Source organism: Candidatus Zixiibacteriota bacterium (assembly GCA_036397555.1).
GTDB lineage: Bacteria > Zixibacteria > MSB-5A5 > WJJR01 > WJJR01 > DATKYL01.
Map to the genome: position 1 here is coordinate 106,777 of DASWIS010000035.1, position 17,668 is coordinate 124,444.

A 17,668-nucleotide genomic window follows, 5' to 3' on the forward strand; every position below is an offset into this window, starting at 1 on the left:
TCAGCGGGAGCGCTGCATGCCCGGCACACTGCTGCGTTCGCGCATGCGGTCACGAAAATCGGCGCGTTGCTGCAGGGCGCCGGAAGACAGATTGTAGAGAACGGTATCGCCCTCGGCCACACCCTCGACGATTTCGATGTCTTCGTAGTTGGACAGGCCGGTTGTGACCGGGCGCCACTGAGTCAGTCCGTTGCTCCGTACTTCGACGGCCGGTCCCATCCGGCCCCCACGACGCGGCGGTCCCTCGCCGGCAATCGCATCGCTTGCGGAGAACTGGCGTGGAACATTGGTGGTGTCGCGGTTTTCGGGGCGCGTCTCGCGTGGGCGCATCTGCACCGCGCGCGCCGGTATCATGATCGTGTTGCGCGACTCGGCGATCACAATCTCGCAGGTGGCGTTCATTCCCGCCTTCAGAAGGAAATCCTCGTTTTTGACGAGCGCGGTGACCTCGAAAACCGTGACATTCTGCTCGACTTTGGCCAGCGGCGCGATGCGCTGGACGATGCCCTCCAGACTCAGATCGGAGAAGGCATCGGGGCTGATTTTGGCGACCAAGCCGGGCTCGACGCGCCCGATGTCGGTCTCATCGACGTCGGCGACAACGTACACTTTGTCCATCCGGGCCACGGTGCACAACAACGTGCCGCCGGTCACGGTCGTGGTCCCCGAGGAGATGACCTGGCCGATCTCGACGGGCCGTGTCAATACGATACCGTCAATCGGTGCGCGGACTTCGGTATCCTCCAATCGCTCCTGCGCCGTTGAGAGCGCGGCCCGTGCACGCACAAATTGCGAGTTGGCCTGCTCATAGGTCAGCACGACTTGATCGAGTTCATTGGCCGATGCCAGGCCCTGTTCCATCAGCGATTGGGCCCGGTCGCGTTCGCGTTGACGCTGCCGCACAGTCGCTTCGGCAACCGCCAAATCGGCTTTGGCCTGTTCATAGTCGTTTTCAGCCGTGACCCGGTTGAGCCGCGCGATCAGATCTCCCTTATGAACAAAGCTCCCCTCCTGGATCGGCAATTCGATGATTTCGCCGGAAGCCTTCGATTTGACCTCGACCTGCTCGACCGGATCGATCCGACCCGTAGCGGTGATCGATACGACCAGATCGCCTCGTTCGGCGACGGCCTCGCGCACAAACGACAGGGCCGTGGCCGCGTCATCACCGCGATTCGAGTACCACCAATACCCGCCGGCGACTAACGCGACGATGATGACTCCCCAGATGATCCGCTTCATTCCACAGCCGCCCTTTCGACCAATCCTACGACCGCGCCCGTTGCATTCGCAGTGACTAAAATGCCCGTGTGACTACCCATCCCGGACGCATGTACCTGCTTGTGGGATAGCAACCGTCCAATCAGTCTGTCTCGGACAGCTCTCTGACCGCACATGGAATATAATACCACCCAAGCTGTTAGTGGCTCCCTCGAATGCGGCTGCCAGACCCGACTATTTGACAAGATTCGAAGCTGAACCACGGCGTCCTGATTTGAACCGTTCCGTTCAGCCACGCATTCAATCAGAAGGATATACCCCGATGGAGCTCGTTCGGGTGAGGCAGGAGTCTGATTGCTGGGGGTCAGATCACAACTTGGTCGCCCTGTACGAGGGTCATGGGGTCGTCGATGCGCAACGGTTCCGCCGAGAGAAACCCCTGTCCGTATCGAACACCGATCCGCGCTCCGAAGGAGCGGGCCATCGTGTCCAGCGACCACATATAGTCGCGGGTCTTCCTCGGGTTGAGAAACTGCGTCTTGTGCGCGGAGAGCGCCGCCATCCACTGGTCAAACTGGGCGGAGATGTCGACGACAAACGACGGGCTGACGCTCGAAGGGAGAAAGTAGTGATAGATTGCCGCCACGCGATGTGCGTCGTGCGGACCGCCGAGCTTTGCCAACGAAGCGAGGTTGGCGGCGTTCATGACAATGCGCCCAGCCGCCAGATGGTCGGGGTGTGATTGCCGCCGTCCCGTGAATCCATCCCAATGCGGGGCGAGGATGATTCGGGGACGGTGTTTGCGGATGAGCGCCGCCAGCGCCGCGCGGTGCTCGTAGCTGTCGGCCAGTTTCGAGTCACCCCAGTCGAATCGTTTGATGATCGTCGCACCCATGATGCGGGCGGCTTCATCGGCCTCCTTGCGACGGACACCCCGGTTGCCCCCGGTCCCCATCTCACCTTCGGTGAGAAGAACGATCCCGACTTTCCGTCCCTGCTGCGCCATCTTGCATAGGACACCGCCGGTGCCGACCTCGACATCATCGGGGTGTGCTCCGACAGAGATCAGGTCGTACGGGGCGGCGGCGGGATGCGATTTGTGCATGCGCTTCGCGGACATGCCCCAAAGTTATTGGCCCGTTCGGGTCGAGCCAAGGGGAACATTGGGAATACGACTCGCGGTTACCCTCATTGCCTCCAGCCAAACAATGAGTATCTTACAGACGGGTCTTTTACCACCGCCGGGGATGCACCGACATCGACTTGATGATGTCCCGTGCCTGCCGATAAAACTCTCGGAGCAGGGTGCGACACGTAACATGGGACGAATGCGACATTGGCGCCAACCGTCGTGGCCGTCGCTGCGGCGGACATGGTGCATCGGGCTGCTGGGACTGTTGATGCTCTCCCTGGCCGATGCCGCCACGGTCGACCAGGGCGGCCTGACCAGCGGCGGCGCGATCGGCGGTTCGGCGGGACAGACCGCAGTCATCCGGCGGCAATCGGCGGATGCCCGAGTCGACGACGGTTTCTGGTATGGCGTGGCATGCGACTGCCGTTACCAGGGTGACTTCGACGAAGACGGAATCATCACTGTCTTCGACGTGGTCATTCTCGTGAACATTGCCTTCCGCAATGGTGAAATGCCGCTTGCCGACCCGTACTGTCCGCACAAGAATCGCGCCGATGTCACCTGTGACGGACTGATCAACGTCTTTGATGCCGTGGTCGTCGTGTCCACCGCTTTCCGCGACGACGACCAGCGTTGCGATCCCTGTACCGACTGAACGCGACTGTCTGTTAGATTCTCCTTAAACATCGCTTCGCGCGACCATTCCTGTTAGACTGTCCGTCGAAGAGGGACTGTCGCGATGCCCGACTGGCTGATCGCCATCGATACCCGTCTGTTTCTGCAACTCAACGTCGGCTCCGCCAACGAATTCTTCGACTGGCTCATGCCGATCGTGACGTCGATCACATACATCCGTTATGCGGTTGCGGCGGCATTGATTCCACTGGTTGTTTTCGGCGGAGGTAAAGGGCGGGCGGTCGTGCTGATTGCTATCGTACTGGTCGCGATCACCGATCAGACGGCATCGTATCTGCTCAAGCCGTTGGTGGGACGGCCCCGTCCCTGCCACGATGTCGAGGGGGCGCGCATCCTGACCCGCTGCGGCCGGACCTTGTCGTTTCCATCGGGTCATGCGACATCGACCATGGCGGCCGCGCTCTTCTTCGGTCTGCTTTATCGTCGGTGGCTCTGGACGTTGATCGGGGTGTCTGTCCTGGTTTCGTATTCACGCGTCTATGTCGGCGTTCATTATCCCTTCGACTTGCTGGGCGGCTGGGTCTACGGCGGCCTCTGCGGGCTGGGGATGATCTCGCTGTATCGGCGTCATCTGCGCGTGTTGCTGGCTCGTTGGCGGGTTTTCGCCGATACGCCTTCAGCACCCGGCGGAGCGGGGGACCGATGATGGCGCGGATCGTCGGCTGGACGATGCTGCTTTTGGCAATCCTGGGAGCGTGCTCTCCCGGTAAGCAGAAGAAACCGCTGGTGATCCTCGCGGCGGCATCGCTGCAGAATCCTCTGGATTCATTGCTGTCGGAGTTTGAGCGGGAAAACGACACCGACGTGCGGGTCGCCTACGGCGCATCGGGGATGCTCGCGCAGCAGATCCGCAGCGGCGCGCGGGCCGATCTGTTTCTCACCGCCGACACGACATGGATCGAACGGTTGCTCGACGGCGACGTCGACCGCATAGCGGCATGGACTCCGTGGCTGACCAATCGGCTGGTCGTCGCGGTGCATAAAAACGCAACGTACCGCGTCGATTCATTGGCTGATTTGAAAGCGGAAGCGATCGCACACATCGTGATCGCCGATCCACAGTCAGCACCGGTCGGGCGGTATGCCGAAGCCGCATTGCGCCAGTGCGGCCTCTCTGGGCAGGTGCAGGACCGCATGATCATCGCGGAGAATGCCGCGGCGGCGACGCGAACGCTGCGCGTCGGATTGGCCGATGCGGCGATCGTCTATGAGACCGACCTGCGGCCGTTCACGGATTTGCGCATCGGTTGCATCGTTCCCGACACGCTTTATCCTCCTGTTGTATATGGATTGGTCGTGCTCGACCGGATGCCCGCAAACGATGCGTCACGCGCCGAACTGCTCGGTTTCCTGATTTCCGAACGCGCGCGATCGGTGTTTGCACAGGCGGGATTTCAGCCGTTGCCGCAACAGATGCGTTTGTCGGCAGGTGGACAGTGACGCAGGCCGATTGGGATGCGCTGCGTCTGTCGCTGGTGATCGCACTCGGGGCGACCGCATGGATCACGATTCCCGGGATCGCAGTCGGCGGACTACTCGGACGCAGGAAACTGCGAGGACGCGCCCTGATCGAATCCGTTGTCGCATTGCCGTTGGTATTGCCGCCGGTTGTGACTGGGTTTGCCGTACTCTATCTCTCGTCGCCGCGCGGGCCGCTCGGATCGGTCTGGGATGCGATTGGAGGTACACCCGCGTTCACACCGTGGGGCGCGATACTGGCGTCGGGAATCGTCGCCTTTCCGCTTCTTGCCCGCAGCGCGGCGGCGGCATTTGCCGGAGTCGATGAACGATTGGTCGACACGGCGCGCGGTTTCGGCGCCGGCCGCGTCCTGATTCTCCGGTCAGTGATCTGGCCACAAACGAAAGCCGGTATCGGTTCGGGTGTGTTGCTGGCGTTCGGACGCGCATTGGGTGAATTCGGCGCGACCGTGATCGTTGCCGGAAACATTCCGGGAATGACGCAGACGATTCCCTCGGCCATCTACCAGCGCGTGCAAATCGGCGATGACGCCGGCGCGTTGCGGCTCGTATTGATCGCGGCGATTCTTGCTCTCGCCACGATCGGCTGGGCAACCGTGATACTGAATCGCCGCAGTGTTGTTCAATGAGCCGTAGGGGCACGGCGCGCCGTGCCCCTACGGTCAGCCGAAGAATCATCCGATGATTACAATATGAACCCGCTGTCGACAAAGCGTGTCCTTGTCACCGGCGCGGCCGGATTCATCGGCTCGCATCTGACCGAACGATTGATGGGATTGGGCTCGCGCGTTCGCGCCCTGCTGCGTTATGACTCACAAAACCGCCTGGGCCATCTCGCAGAACTGCCCAACCTTGACAAGATCGAAATCGTCCGCGGTGATCTGAAAGACCCTGAAGCGGTTCGAAGCGTAGTAAACGGTTGCGAGTATGTTTTCCATCTTGGCGCATTAATCGGGATTCCGTTTTCGTATCAGAATCCCACAGACTACGTGCAGACCAACGTCGTCGGCACTCTGCATGTTCTTAATGCCTGTCGCGATGCGGGCGTGAGGCGGCTGGTGCATACGTCGACATCGGAGGTCTACGGCACCGCGCAATTCGTGCCGATCACGCTCGATCATTCTCGTCGTGGACAGTCGCCGTATGCGGCGTCGAAGATCGGCGCCGATGCGTTGGTCGAGTCATACGCTCGTGCCTTCGATCTACCCGCGGTGATCCTGAGGCCGTTTAACACCTATGGCCCGCGCCAGTCGCCGCGCGCAGTCATCCCGACAATCATCCGTCAGGCGCTGACCGGGAACGTGATTCGTCTGGGCGCGACCGATCCGACACGCGACTTTCTGTATGTCGCCGATACGGTGTCGGGATTCATCGCCGCGGCGACAGCAGATCTGCCGCCGGGCACCGAACTGCACATCGGCACCGGAGTGGAGACTTCAATCGGCGATGTCGTGAAGATTGTCGGGGAGATCCTGGGCAAACCGCTCGATGTCGTCACCGAACCGCAGCGCATCCGTCCCGCACAGTCCGAGGTCGAACGCCTCTGCTGCGACTACTCCCGTGCCAGCGACCTGATGGGCTGGAACCCGACGGTGGATGTGAAATCAGGAATCACCAAAGTCATCGACTGGATGATGAAGCAAGAGTCTGCATCACACGCCGCTCGCCTGCCCCACGAGCAGTACACGACCTGACGCCGAGGCCACTCACGCGGAGAGAAGCATCGCGTGAATTGGAAGCAGTGAATCGCTCACTGATCCTGCGCAGGTGCTTCCAGTAGTTCGTCGAGAACTATAACTTCCACGCGGTTGAATCGACGCAGTTGGATGTCATTTGTTAGAAATACGTCGGCGCGTTGTGTGAGAGCAGTGGCCAGTTGTATTGCATCAGGTGGTTTCAGGTTGAGTGTAGCCCGAATGTCCGCACCCTCTTGAGCGATCACTCTGTCGACTGGAAATAGTTCAAAGTTGCGCGAACTGACCAGGTAGTCGCGATATTCCAGTGCCAGCGCCGTTTTCCCTTCGCGGAGCGGCCGGACCATGATTTCAAGAAGCGTGATATACGACGAGATGCCGACCATCTGACCCTCTGCGATTAGTTCAAATAATGGCCGTACGAGCGAAACGTAATCGGGATTATTCTGAAGAAAGTAAATCAGGACGTTTGAATCGACGTGGACGCGTCGTTTGCCCTTCAATCTGCTGGCAAGGCTACCATTCATCGCGGAGCTCGCGCACGTAATTGACCGGATCGACCCCGCGCCAGATTTCACTCCCGAGCCCTTCGAGCGAAAGAATGCTGCGATTCTTTGGTCGAGTCACTCGTAGTAGATAGATGGAGTTTTCCCCGCGAGGCTCGGTGGGCGCGATCAGGAGACGTACAGCGTCTCGCACAGCATTGATCGACACGACGTGGCGATATGGTGTTTCTTGCTCTTCAATCGTAATACTGGTCATGTCAATCCTCTGGCGCGAACAGTTTCCTTAACTGCTCAGTAATGCTTCCCTCGAAAGCGGCTTGTACGTTTTTGTGGGCCGCTAAAACGTGATGATCTACGTCACTTAAAGCGATTGGTTCCGATGGTTGGTAAACGTCATACAAGTCTAGAAGCTGGGAAACCTCTCCAGGCTTCTCGGCGGGAGCCGCCGCCAAAGTGACAAGAACCGTGTGATTCTCGTTCTGTCGTGGTATTTCAAATCTAACCAAGAATCCCTCGAGAACGTTTCCCATATCTCTCGGAAGATTGGGGTAAACGGTATAATAATCCTCTAGATCGATGGGAGAGTGAGGAATCACAATTCTGTTAATGTAACGAATTCCGAGTCGCTTTACTCCTGTGGGACTGGTCAGTTTGCGATAGGCCTCGAGTGCAGAGCTGATCTCCGGCTGCCAGTCTTCAAAATGCGGGTAGGGCGGAAGTTGATTGACGACGAGCAGATCCTGCTCGAGTTGAATCATTCTGTTCCGGTCCGGGGTCAAAAACTGGAGTCGAGGAGGCAACCGTCGTACTCCGGCTGTTGCTTCGCCCGTCGACGACATAGCGACGTGAGCTTGTTGTGCCTCGCGCTGTGCCTTCTCAGGGAAACGTTTTTTCACCCGTTCGTAAAACTGCCCCGGAACTGCCTCGTCCCAGTTGGAGCCTTCGAAGAACAGTTCACAGAGCGCCTCAACCACGGGAGGATTACGATATTTTCGACTTTGTGTCATCGTACCTCCAAGAAAAATAGAGTCCTCTGCCCAATCGTCCAAGACCCATCTCTAACGTCTATCGCCCCCCAAGCAATTCGCTTTGGACAGCATCAATGCGAAAAATCTGTCAATGAGGCATCACCACCTACACCGCCGCCCCCGCTCGATCCAGACAGATCGTCTCTTCACGGCCGGGGCCGGTCGAGACAATCAGCATTTCGACGCCGAGCGATTCGCAGATGTATTTCAGGTACGACCGCGCGTTGGACGGCAGATCGTCGTAGTCGGTGCAGCCCGCGGTCGGAGTCTGCCAGCCGGGGAGACTGCGGTAGACCGGCTTGACCGAGTCCAGCCGCGTGATATCGATCGGCACATCGTCGCTCTGCTTGCCGCCGTCGTCGTAGGCGACACACACCGGAATCTCGGCGAGTTCATCGAGGACATCGAGCTTGGTGATCGCGACATGCGAAATGCCGCTGATGCGAACCGCGTATTTGAGCGCCGGCAGATCGAGCCAGCCGCAGCGGCGCTTGCGTCCGGTGGTCGCGCCGAATTCGTGGCCGCGCTCCTGCAAGCGGTCGGCGACTGTGCCTTCCTGCTCGGTCGGAAACGGGCCCAAGCCGACGCGCGTCGTATACGCCTTGACCACGCCGACCACCTGGTCGATCACGCGCGGCGACACGCCCAAACCCGACATCACGCCGCCGATAGTCGTGGTCGAGGATGTAACAAAGGGATAAGTGCCGAAGTCGATATCCAGCAGCGCGCCTTGCGCTCCCTCGAAGAGAATGGTCGCGCCCCGACGGTCGGCATCATCGATCATGCGCGAGGCATCGACCAGCATCGGGATAATGCGTTCGCGGTATCCGAGCAGCTCGTTGACCATGCCGTCGACAGTCAGCCCGTTTTGCGCGAGCAGGCCGTTGCTGATCCCGTCCCAGAAGCCCACTGAGTTTTGCACTGCGCGGCGCAGCCGCTCGACGGAGACCAGATCGCCGGTGCGGACACCGCGCCGGGCCGCTTTGTCGGCATAGGCGGGGCCGATGCCGCGGTTAGTGGTGCCGATCTTCGTGCAACCCGCCGATGATTCTCCGTGCGCCTCGATCAAACGATGATGCGGCAGCACCAGATGCGCCGACGCCGAAATCCACAGACGTCCTTTGGTCTCAAATCCGCGATGGCGGACTTCGTCGATCTCGGCGCAAAGCGCCGAGGGATCGATCACCACGCCGTTGCCCAACAGCGACTGCGCCCGCTCGCTGAGCACGCCGACCGGCAGCAGGTGCAGCGCGATCGTGCGTCCGTCGATCTTGACCGTGTGGCCGGCATTGGCTCCGCCGGCAAACCGCGCCACCAGGTCGGCATCGCCCGCCAAAACGTCGATGACTTTCCCTTTGCCTTCGTCGCCCCACTGGGCGCCCAGTACTACGCGATTCGGCATTTCCATATTCTCCTTACGCGCGGACCGCAGCCCCACGGCCACGACGCACGCGATTGATCCATCCCCAGATCTGATCTTTCCCCTCGCCCGTCACCGCCGATGTCATCAACGGCGCGGCGTCCGCGTTGCCGACTGCTCTGGTCCAACGTCGAAGCGATTGCCCACGTTCATTGCCCGACAACTTGTCGGTTTTGGTCAGCACGACCAGATACGGCCGACTACCCTCGGCGAGCCATGCCAGCCAATCGGTGTCCTGTTCGGTCGGTTCGCGCCGCGCATCGAAGAGCGCGATGATTCCCGCGGCGCGTTTGCTGTCGTCCAGATAACGCTCGATCAGTGCCGCCCAGTCATCGCGCATCTTCTGCGAGACCTTGGCGTATCCATACCCCGGCATGTCCACGAGATAAAACGCCGCCCCCGTGTCGGGTGTGATCAGAAAGTAGTTGAGGCATCGCGTTTTCCCTGGCGACGATGATGTCTTAGCCAGACCACGCACGCCGACGAGTTTGTTGAGCAGCGAAGATTTGCCGACGTTCGACTTTCCCGCCACCGCCACTTCGATGCGATTGTCCTGCGGCAAATCGCCGGACACAAAAACACTCTGTTGGAAGCGCGCTTCCAAAACAATCGCTCAACGGATATTGGGTTGTCGGGTGTTCGTCGGCTGATGAATCGGTGTGACAGATACGATGTCCGATGAGGCAACCATCAGGCCGATTTCTTGCGGGCCTCGGCAAATTCCAATGCCGGCGTCGCCCGCCCGGCGATCACATCGCCGTTGATCGTGACTTTCTTGAGCCCCGTCAGCGACGGCAGCTCAAACATCAGTTCCAACAGCGCGCCTTCGAGGAATGATCTTAAGCCGCGGGCCCCGGTCTTGCGTTTCAGGGCACGTGCCACCACTTCATCGAGCGCGTCGCGTTGGATTTCCAGCGCGACTCCCTCCATGTCGAAGAGCGCCTGATACTGACGCACGAGCGCGTTTCTGGGTTCGGTCAGGATGCGCAACAGCGCCTCGCGGTCGAGCTCATCCATCGGCGCCGCCACCGGCAGGCGCCCGATGAGCTCGGGAATCAGGCCGTATTCGAGCAAGTCTTCGGCCTCGACGCGCGCCAGAATGTCCGAACCGGTCAAAGTCGCCAGCGCCTCGGGATCGGAATGAAAACCGACATTCTTTTTGCCGATGCGCCGTTTGATGATTTCTTCGAGACCGTGGAATGCGCCGCCGCAGATGAACAAAATGTTCCTGGTGTCGAGCTTGACGAACGACTGCTCCGGATGCTTGCGTCCTCCCTTGGGGGGAACATTGGCGACTGTCCCCTCGAGGATTTTCAGCAGACCCTGCTGCACGCCTTCGCCGGAGACGTCGCGCGTGATCGACGGGTTGGCGTCTTTGCGCGCGATCTTGTCGATTTCGTCGATGTAGATGATCCCGCGTTCGGCGCGACGGACACTGTAGTCGGCCGCCTGCAATAGCCGCACGAGGATATTCTCGACATCTTCGCCGACATATCCGGCTTCGGTCAAAACAGTCGCATCGGCAATACAAAAGGGCACCTGCAGCCGGCGCGCCAATGTGCGTGCCAAGAGCGTCTTGCCGGTTCCGGTCGGTCCCAACAGCAGAATGTTGGTCTTGTCGAGTTCGACTTCCTCCTGCAGCTCCGGATAGAACACCCGCTTGTAGTGATTGTAGACGGCCACCGAGACGATCTTTTTCGCTTTGTCCTGTCCGATGATATACGAATCGAGGAACTCCTTGATCGCGTGCGGACGCGGCAGCGTCTGGCGGTCGGGAGCTTCCTCGGCCGTCTCTTCGGCGGCCGCCTCGGAGAGCAGCCCATAGCAGGTGCGGACACACTCATCGCAGATGAGGGCATTAAAGCCCGAGAAGACTTTGCGGGCGCGCGCCGGTTCCTTGCCGCAGAACGCGCAACGTCCGCGCCAGAACTCGTCTTTGCCGTGCGGCGGCTCGCCGCCGCCGACCGTCGCTTTGCCGGTCTGATCGGGGGGCTCGTTGCGATGATTGGCCAAATCTCACCTCATAGTTTGACGTCTGCAGCGAATTCGCAGCCCATCAATAAAACACACTCGCAGACCCCGAACGGCGATAGCGAATGTCCCACGCCGAAGGGGCCAATGATTGCCGTAACGGAATATACTACTTCGATTTCTTCTCCGTAATCTTCTTTTCGTAGACTTCGTCGATGATGCCGTATGTCTTCGCCTCTTCGGGCGACATGAAGAAATTGCGGTCGGTGTCGTGCTCGATTTTCGAGAGGTCCTGACCGGTGTGTTTAACCAATATATGGTTGAGCCGCTCCTTGATCTTCAACAACTCACGCGCGTGGATCTCGATGTCGGAGACCTGCCCCTGCACACCGCCCCATGGCTGGTGGATCATCACACGGGCGTTCGGCAACGCGGCACGTTTGCCTGCGGCGCCGGCCGCCAGCAGCACGGCGCCCATCGACGCCGCCATGCCGACACACGTGGTCGCCACCGCCGGTTTGATGAACTGCATCGTATCATAGATCGCCAATCCGGCCGAGACCGATCCCCCCGGCGAATTGATATACAGGAAGATGTCGCGCTCTTCGTCCTCGGCTGCTAAAAACAGCAGTTGTGCGACAACGACGTTGGCGACGTTGTCATCAATCGGCGTCCCGAGCATGATGATGCGGTCTTTGAGCAGTCGCGAATAGATGTCGTAGGCGCGTTCGCCGCGGCCGGTCTGTTCGACGACGATGGGTATCAACTGTCCGTACGATGATCGGTCGTGTGGTTGGCTCATAACTCCTCTGCGTGTGCGATGGTGTTGAGAACTGTGCCCGCTGTCTGCGGCCGGGACAACGTTTGACCCACCCCCATGCCGTAAAGATCGGCCGTTGACAGAACAGATTGAGCGGCGCCTCTGTGGCGCCGAGCGCGTTTCGGCGTCATCCGTGATGAGATCATGGCTTGACGATCCGTGACTGCGACGGCGCCGTATACGGAACCTGCTCGACCTCGGCCGCCGCCAGTATCATCTCATAGACTTTATTCTCCAGGAGAGTGTTGCGGATGTTTTCCGGATCGGGTTTCTCCGGCGCACCGGGGGGCCAACTCTTGATGATCTCTTTCACCTCGGTGTCGGCGATTTCGATTTTCTCGGTCTTGGCAATCTCGTAGAGCGCATAGTCCCAGCGAAACTGCTCGGTCGCCATCGGCGCAAACTGCTGCCGCACCTGCTCAGGGGATACTTTCGGGTTGCTCTCTTGCACCCGCTTGGTAACATCGTCCAAGTAGCGACCCAAGAAGCCTTCCGGCACCGGGATCGGATTGGCATCGACGACCGCGCGCCGCATCTGACGGCGCAGATCGCGGGCCGAGGCGGATGCGGCGCGGTGCCCGATGTCGGCACGCAGGGCATCTCGAAGCTTCTCGAGATTTTCGGCCTTGCCGCCGGTGACGGTCCTGGCGAATTCATCATCGGCTGCGGGCGGGAACTTTTGCGAGACCGATTGGAGCCACGCGCGATACAACACCGTGTTGCCGGCCAAATCGGGATCGGTGTCGTCGGCAGGATACTGCACCTCGATCTCCTTGCCCTCGCCGACCGTCATCCCGACGATGCCCTTGAGGAATTCGGGACGGGCGCGCTCCTCACGCAACTCGAGTTTCACGCCGTCGTATTGCGATTTCTTAATGCGGTTGTTGCGGTCGTAGATTTTCTGCAGGTTGCAAGTGACGACATCGCCTTCCCGGGCGGGACGCGCCACCTCGACCAGCGTCGCCGCCTCATCGCGGAGACGGTCGATCGCGCCATCGACGTCGGCATCGGAGACCTCGTATATCAGTCTCTTAAGTTTCAGCCCCCTGTAACCGTTGACTGGAAGATCAGGGCGCACTTCGAGTTCGACCTGGAAACTCAGATCCACTCCACGCTTGAGATCGAGCCCTGAAAAGACCGGATTGCCGATGGGATTGAGCGTCAGTTGCCGCAACGCCCCCTCGAACGCGCGTGGCACGACGGTCTCCAGCACATCCTGATGAATGGCGCCGCCGAAGCGTTCATTGATTAACTTCTCGGGCGCTTTGCCGGGACGAAATCCGGGAATCTTCGCCTTTTGGCGATAGACCTTGGTCGCCTGATCAAACGCCGTCTCGATCTCGGCGGCCGGAACCGTCACCTTGAGGGTTCGCTTCCATCCCTGTTGGCTGGTGACTTCAGCAGTCAAATCCATGGCCCGCAATCGTTCCTTCCACGTGACGGACTGGCTAATCAATACGATGGCCACTCCGAGGAGCGGCCGAACTCAACATACGCAGGCGTCGATAGGTTCCTCAATCGTTTTCGCCGCTCAGATTGGTACAGGCCACGCCGGCAATGTCTTCAACAATTCGGCCCTGCATTAAAGGGTTGCACGCCGTCTGCGTGACGGGTAAATTACTGGCCTGAAGGAAGTTGGCCCAGATGCGTCGGGCCCGGGGGCAGTGGTTTTACAGGATTAACGGAGGATCCGATGGCACTTGAACGCGAACGTGTGATCCCGGTCTACCTCGAAGAGGAGATGCGTTCGTCGTATCTCGACTACTCGATGTCGGTCATCACCCAGCGCGCGCTGCCGAATGTCGCCGACGGCCTCAAACCGTCGAACCGCCGGATTCTGGTGGCCATGAACGATCTGAATCTGGCGCCGGGCGCGGGGCACCGCAAGTGCGCCAAAATCTGCGGCGATACATCGGGAAACTACCATCCCCATGGCGAGCAGGTCATCTATCCGACGCTGGTGCGCATGGCGCAGGATTTCAACATGCGCTACATGCTCATCGACGGTCAGGGAAACTTCGGCTCGGTCGACGGGGATTCGGCGGCGGCGATGCGGTACACCGAAGCGCGCATGTCGGCGATTGCGGTGGAGATGCTCGCCGACATGGAGAAGGAAACGGTCGCGCGTGTCCCCAACTACGACAACACGCTCGAGGAACCGACTGTCCTGCCGAGCCGTTTTCCGAACTTACTCTGCAACGGCTCTTCGGGAATCGCGGTCGGGATGGCGACCAACATCCCGCCGCACAATCTCGGCGAAATCGTCGACGCCTTGACGGCGCTGATCGCCGATCCGGACGTAGCCGACGACAAGCTGCTGCGCTACGTCAAGGGTCCGGACTTCCCGACCGGCGGGATGATCGTCGGCCGCGCCGGCATCGGCCAGGCCTACCGCACGGGACGCGGCCAGATCACGGTCCGCGCGCGCGCCAATGTGGAGTCGCTGCCCAACGGCAAGCAGAGCATCATCGTCTCGGAGATTCCCTATCAGGTCAACAAGTCCAACCTCCTGGAGAAGACCGCGGATTTGGTGCGCGACAAGAAGCTCGATGGCATCTCCGATTTGCGCGACGAGTCCGACCGTGACGGCATGCGCATTGTCATCGAGCTCAAACGCGACGCCATCCCCGAAATCGTGCTGAACAATCTGTTCAAGCATACCCAGATGCAGATCACCTTTGGGATCATCAATCTGGCGCTGGTCGACGGTATTCCGCGCACGTTGGCGATGCGCGAGATGCTCTCGGAGTTTTTGCGGCACCGTCACGACATCATCCGCCGCCGCACCGAATTCGACCTCAAGAAGGCCGAGGAACGCGCCCACATCCTCGAAGGGCTCAAAGTCGCGCTCGATCACATCGACGCGATCATCAAGTTGATCCGTGCGTCGGCCACACCGGCCGAAGCCAAGACCGGATTGATGGAGCAATTCGGCCTCTCCGACGTGCAGGCGGCGGCGATCCTCGACATGCGCCTGCAGCGCCTGACCGGGCTGGAGCGTCAGAAGATCGAAAGCGAATACGAATCGCTGATCAAGGCGATCGAAGAGTTCCGCAGCATCCTGGCATCAAAGGACCTGCGCATGGGCATCATCCGCGATGAATTGCTTGAGATGAAAGACAAGTATGGCGATGCGCGCCGTACCGAAATCATCGATGCCGAGGACGATTTTTCCGTCGAGGACCTCATCGCCGAAGAAGACGTGGTCCTCACCATCTCGCATGAGGGCTACATCAAGCGGCTGACGGTTTCCGCGTATCGCCGGCAGGGGCGCGGCGGACGTGGCGTCCGCGGCATGGGAACCAAGGACGAGGACTTTGTCGAGCACCTCTTTATCGCTTCGACGCATGATTACATCCTGTTTTTCACCACGGCCGGACGCTGCTATTGGCTGAAAGTGCACACGGTGCCGCAGGGCGGCAAACTCGCCAAGGGGAAAAACATCGCCAACCTGCTGCAATTGGGACCGGAGGAGAAGATCACCGCCTTTGCGCCGATCAAACAATTCGACGATGAGCATTTCATCGTCATGGCGACCCGCAAGGGGACCATCAAGAAAACCACCCTCTCAGCGTTTGCCAATCCACGTCGCGGCGGCATCAATGCCATGGACCTGCCCGAGGGCGATGAGTTAATCGAGGCGGGGATCACCGACGGCACCAACGAGATCATTCTGGCGACCAGCGATGGCCAGGCAGTGCGTTTCCACGAAACCGATGTCCGTTCCATGGGACGCACGGCCTACGGCGTCCGCGGCGTTTCTCTCGGCAAAGACGACGCCGTCATCGGCATGGTCGTGGTCAAGCGCGCCTCCACCCTGATCTCGGTGACCGAGAACGGCTATGGCAAACGCTCCGACATCGCCGACTATCGACTGACCAAGCGCGGCGGCAAGGGCGTCATCAACATCAAGACGACCGACCGCAACGGCAAGGTCATCTCGATCAAGGAAGTCATCGATCAGGACGAGTTGATGATCATCTCGCAGCGCGGCATCATCATCCGCATGGGTGTCGAAAAGCTGCGCGTCATGGGACGCGCCACACAAGGCGTGCGCCTGATCAATCTGGACGAAGGCGACAAGGTCATCGATGTCGCGCGCGTGGTCACCGAAGAAGAAGGCGAGAATGGGGAGAATGGCAACGGGGCACAGCAGGAGTGAGTTAAATCGGATCAACTATGGAACCCATTCTGACCGCTCTTTACATTCTGATTGGTATCTTGGCAGGCACAGCAATCAATATTGCCGTCGAATGGAGGAAGGCCAAACAACATGACGCGCGTTTGATTAGAGGTTGCATTAGAGAGTTGAAACTGAATATCGATCGCGTGGAGCTCAATCTCGCATGGCTTGATGATTACAGGAAGGCGGTTGCGACTGATTCGCCCAGCCTGTTCCTGAAGTGGTTTTCTTTGACAACGATGCTTTCGACGGTCACCAACCAGCTATTAAACTCCGGAGTTCTCTATGACCGGTTGACATTTGAAGAGATGCACAAACTTCAAGGGTTTTTCTCCGCTCATTCTCAGGCTGCCGAACAGCGAATCAACGATCAGGCTGCAAAACAGCGTGACAACTTCAACAAGTCACTCGCGGGTCAAGAGATTGCGTTCTGGGAAACTCGCTGGAGAGAACAGCGCGATAACCTCAATGCGGTTGTCTCAGCCCTCAAAAAGAGCACAATAACGTAGCAATGACGGCGTATCGTAATGCACCCCTACAATTGACTGTCATGTCTAACGTCCAATTGCCACACAGGTCCCGCCGCAGCATCAGACTTCGTGGATATGACTATTCCGCTGAGGGGGCGTATTTCATCACAATCTGCACAGCTGAAAAGCAGGGCCTCTTCGGCGCATTCCAGTCCCGCAATCTACACCTGAGCGAACACGGCCTCGTTGTAAGGGACGAATGGGCGCGAACTCCATCGATTCGTCCGAATGTGCGACTGGACTCTTTCGTCGTCATGCCCGACCACTTCCATGCCATCTTGTTCATCATGGATTGTGGTAGGGGCGTATTGCAATACGCCCCTACCACTACGATTCATCTCGCGTCGCCCTCACAGACTTTAGGAGCAATCGTTCGAGGTTTCAAGGGTGCGACGACCAAACGAATCAACGTCGTACGCGGCACACCCGGCGCTAAGGTCTGGCAGCGCAACTACTACGAACACGTAATCCGCAACGAACATGATCTGCACGAAACGCGCCAATACATCGATACAAACCCAATGGCGCTGACACTGAAAGCCGAGGCAGCGATATGATCTACGGCGGCAATGCAACGGTCTTTGTCTCCGACATGGACCGAGCGCTGAAATTCTACACCGGGACGCTCGGCATGAAGCTCATGTACGCCGGCGGCGGCGAGTGGGCGTCGATTGACGCGGGCAAGGGATTCGTAATTGGACTGCATCTGACTGGCGAAGGAATGCCCAAACCCGGCAGTCGCGGGGCAATCTCCATCGGGCTGGATGCGCCGGAACCATTAGACGGCATGGTGGCGCGACTGACCGAAGCCGGTGTGCACTTCGACTGTCCGATCATCGATGACGGTCCGGTGCGCCTGGCTCCATTCTCCGATCCCGACGGCAATGAACTGTACTTCTGCGAATACAAACCACAGGATGAATCATGACCACTCTGCGACGCATGAAATTGTGCGCGGCACTTCTGCTGGCGCCGCTTCTATCCGGCT

The 17,668-nt window shown here is 59.4% G+C and carries 19 protein-coding genes; 9 read left to right on the plus strand and 10 right to left on the minus strand.

Annotated elements, in window-relative coordinates:
* Window positions 1–1,242 (minus strand): efflux RND transporter periplasmic adaptor subunit, encoded by a 1,242-nt coding sequence (locus tag VGB22_11005; GenBank protein ID HEX9751796.1) that lies wholly within the window; start codon window positions 1,240–1,242, stop codon window positions 1–3.
* Between the two features lie 343 nt (window positions 1,243–1,585).
* Window positions 1,586–2,326, minus strand: a complete 741-nt coding sequence (bshB1, locus tag VGB22_11010) for a bacillithiol biosynthesis deacetylase BshB1 (GenBank protein ID HEX9751797.1) — start codon at window positions 2,324–2,326, stop codon at window positions 1,586–1,588.
* Window positions 2,327–2,540: 214 nt separating this feature from the next.
* On the opposite strand from bshB1, the gene VGB22_11015 reads away from it, so the two are divergent.
* The 5 genes from VGB22_11015 (at window position 2,541) to VGB22_11035 (ending at window position 6,222) form a co-directional block, all read left to right on the plus strand.
* Window positions 2,541–3,008 (plus strand): hypothetical protein, encoded by a 468-nt coding sequence (locus VGB22_11015; GenBank protein ID HEX9751798.1) that lies wholly within the window; start codon window positions 2,541–2,543, stop codon window positions 3,006–3,008.
* An 84-nt stretch (window positions 3,009–3,092) separates the two neighbouring features.
* Window positions 3,093–3,695 carry a phosphatase PAP2 family protein gene (locus VGB22_11020; GenBank protein HEX9751799.1) on the plus strand — a complete coding sequence of 201 codons (603 nt, stop codon included), beginning with the start codon at window positions 3,093–3,095 and terminating at the stop codon, window positions 3,693–3,695.
* Window positions 3,692–4,489 carry a molybdate ABC transporter substrate-binding protein gene (modA, locus tag VGB22_11025; protein HEX9751800.1) on the plus strand — a complete coding sequence of 266 codons (798 nt, stop codon included), beginning with the start codon at window positions 3,692–3,694 and terminating at the stop codon, window positions 4,487–4,489. The genes VGB22_11020 and modA overlap by 4 nt, the downstream gene beginning before the upstream one ends.
* The gene (gene modB, locus VGB22_11030; GenBank protein HEX9751801.1) at window positions 4,486–5,157 is read left to right on the plus strand and encodes a molybdate ABC transporter permease subunit; all 672 of its coding nucleotides are present in this window, start codon (window positions 4,486–4,488) and stop codon (window positions 5,155–5,157) included. Before modA ends, modB begins: the two co-directional genes overlap by 4 nt.
* A 63-nt stretch (window positions 5,158–5,220) precedes the next feature.
* Window positions 5,221–6,222, plus strand: coding sequence for an SDR family NAD(P)-dependent oxidoreductase (locus VGB22_11035; GenBank protein HEX9751802.1), 1,002 nt, complete (start codon window positions 5,221–5,223; stop codon window positions 6,220–6,222).
* A gap of 56 nt (window positions 6,223–6,278) precedes the next feature.
* Here the strand turns inward: VGB22_11035 and VGB22_11040 are convergent, their stop codons facing one another.
* The 8 genes from VGB22_11040 to tig all read right to left on the minus strand — a co-directional run bounded on the left by VGB22_11040 (window position 6,279) and on the right by tig (window position 13,381).
* Window positions 6,279–6,749, minus strand: coding sequence for a type II toxin-antitoxin system VapC family toxin (locus VGB22_11040; protein ID HEX9751803.1), 471 nt, complete (start codon window positions 6,747–6,749; stop codon window positions 6,279–6,281).
* Window positions 6,739–6,984: a hypothetical protein gene (locus tag VGB22_11045; GenBank protein HEX9751804.1), complete on the minus strand. Its 246-nt coding sequence runs from the start codon at window positions 6,982–6,984 to the stop codon at window positions 6,739–6,741. Before VGB22_11045 ends, VGB22_11040 begins: the two co-directional genes overlap by 11 nt.
* A gap of 1 nt (window position 6,985) precedes the next feature.
* Window positions 6,986–7,735 carry a TIGR04255 family protein gene (locus VGB22_11050; protein ID HEX9751805.1) on the minus strand — a complete coding sequence of 250 codons (750 nt, stop codon included), beginning with the start codon at window positions 7,733–7,735 and terminating at the stop codon, window positions 6,986–6,988.
* A gap of 127 nt (window positions 7,736–7,862) precedes the next feature.
* Entirely contained in the window at window positions 7,863–9,158 is a 1,296-nt protein-coding gene (locus VGB22_11055; protein ID HEX9751806.1) for an adenylosuccinate synthase, read from the minus strand.
* Between the two features lie 13 nt (window positions 9,159–9,171).
* The gene (gene yihA / locus VGB22_11060; protein HEX9751807.1) at window positions 9,172–9,780 is read right to left on the minus strand and encodes a ribosome biogenesis GTP-binding protein YihA/YsxC; all 609 of its coding nucleotides are present in this window, start codon (window positions 9,778–9,780) and stop codon (window positions 9,172–9,174) included.
* 86 nt (window positions 9,781–9,866) lie between these two features.
* Window positions 9,867–11,189, minus strand: coding sequence for an ATP-dependent Clp protease ATP-binding subunit ClpX (gene clpX, locus VGB22_11065; GenBank protein HEX9751808.1), 1,323 nt, complete (start codon window positions 11,187–11,189; stop codon window positions 9,867–9,869).
* A gap of 127 nt (window positions 11,190–11,316) precedes the next feature.
* The gene (gene clpP / locus VGB22_11070) at window positions 11,317–11,949 is read right to left on the minus strand and encodes an ATP-dependent Clp endopeptidase proteolytic subunit ClpP (GenBank protein HEX9751809.1); all 633 of its coding nucleotides are present in this window, start codon (window positions 11,947–11,949) and stop codon (window positions 11,317–11,319) included.
* 160 nt (window positions 11,950–12,109) lie between these two features.
* Entirely contained in the window at window positions 12,110–13,381 is a 1,272-nt protein-coding gene (gene tig / locus VGB22_11075; GenBank protein ID HEX9751810.1) for a trigger factor, read from the minus strand.
* A 279-nt stretch (window positions 13,382–13,660) separates the two neighbouring features.
* Between tig and gyrA the strand changes: the two genes are divergently transcribed.
* The 4 genes from gyrA to VGB22_11095 all read left to right on the plus strand — a co-directional run bounded on the left by gyrA (window position 13,661) and on the right by VGB22_11095 (window position 17,608).
* On the plus strand, window positions 13,661–16,129 hold the full coding sequence (gene gyrA, locus VGB22_11080) for a DNA gyrase subunit A (protein HEX9751811.1): 2,469 nt from the start codon (window positions 13,661–13,663) through the stop codon (window positions 16,127–16,129).
* Between the two features lie 17 nt (window positions 16,130–16,146).
* Complete coding sequence (locus tag VGB22_11085; GenBank protein ID HEX9751812.1) at window positions 16,147–16,659, plus strand: hypothetical protein; 513 nt, start codon at window positions 16,147–16,149, stop codon at window positions 16,657–16,659.
* A gap of 251 nt (window positions 16,660–16,910) precedes the next feature.
* The gene (locus VGB22_11090; protein HEX9751813.1) at window positions 16,911–17,237 is read left to right on the plus strand and encodes a transposase; all 327 of its coding nucleotides are present in this window, start codon (window positions 16,911–16,913) and stop codon (window positions 17,235–17,237) included.
* Window positions 17,234–17,608 carry a VOC family protein gene (locus VGB22_11095; GenBank protein ID HEX9751814.1) on the plus strand — a complete coding sequence of 125 codons (375 nt, stop codon included), beginning with the start codon at window positions 17,234–17,236 and terminating at the stop codon, window positions 17,606–17,608. Before VGB22_11090 ends, VGB22_11095 begins: the two co-directional genes overlap by 4 nt.
* Window positions 17,609–17,668: the final 60 nt, after the last annotated feature.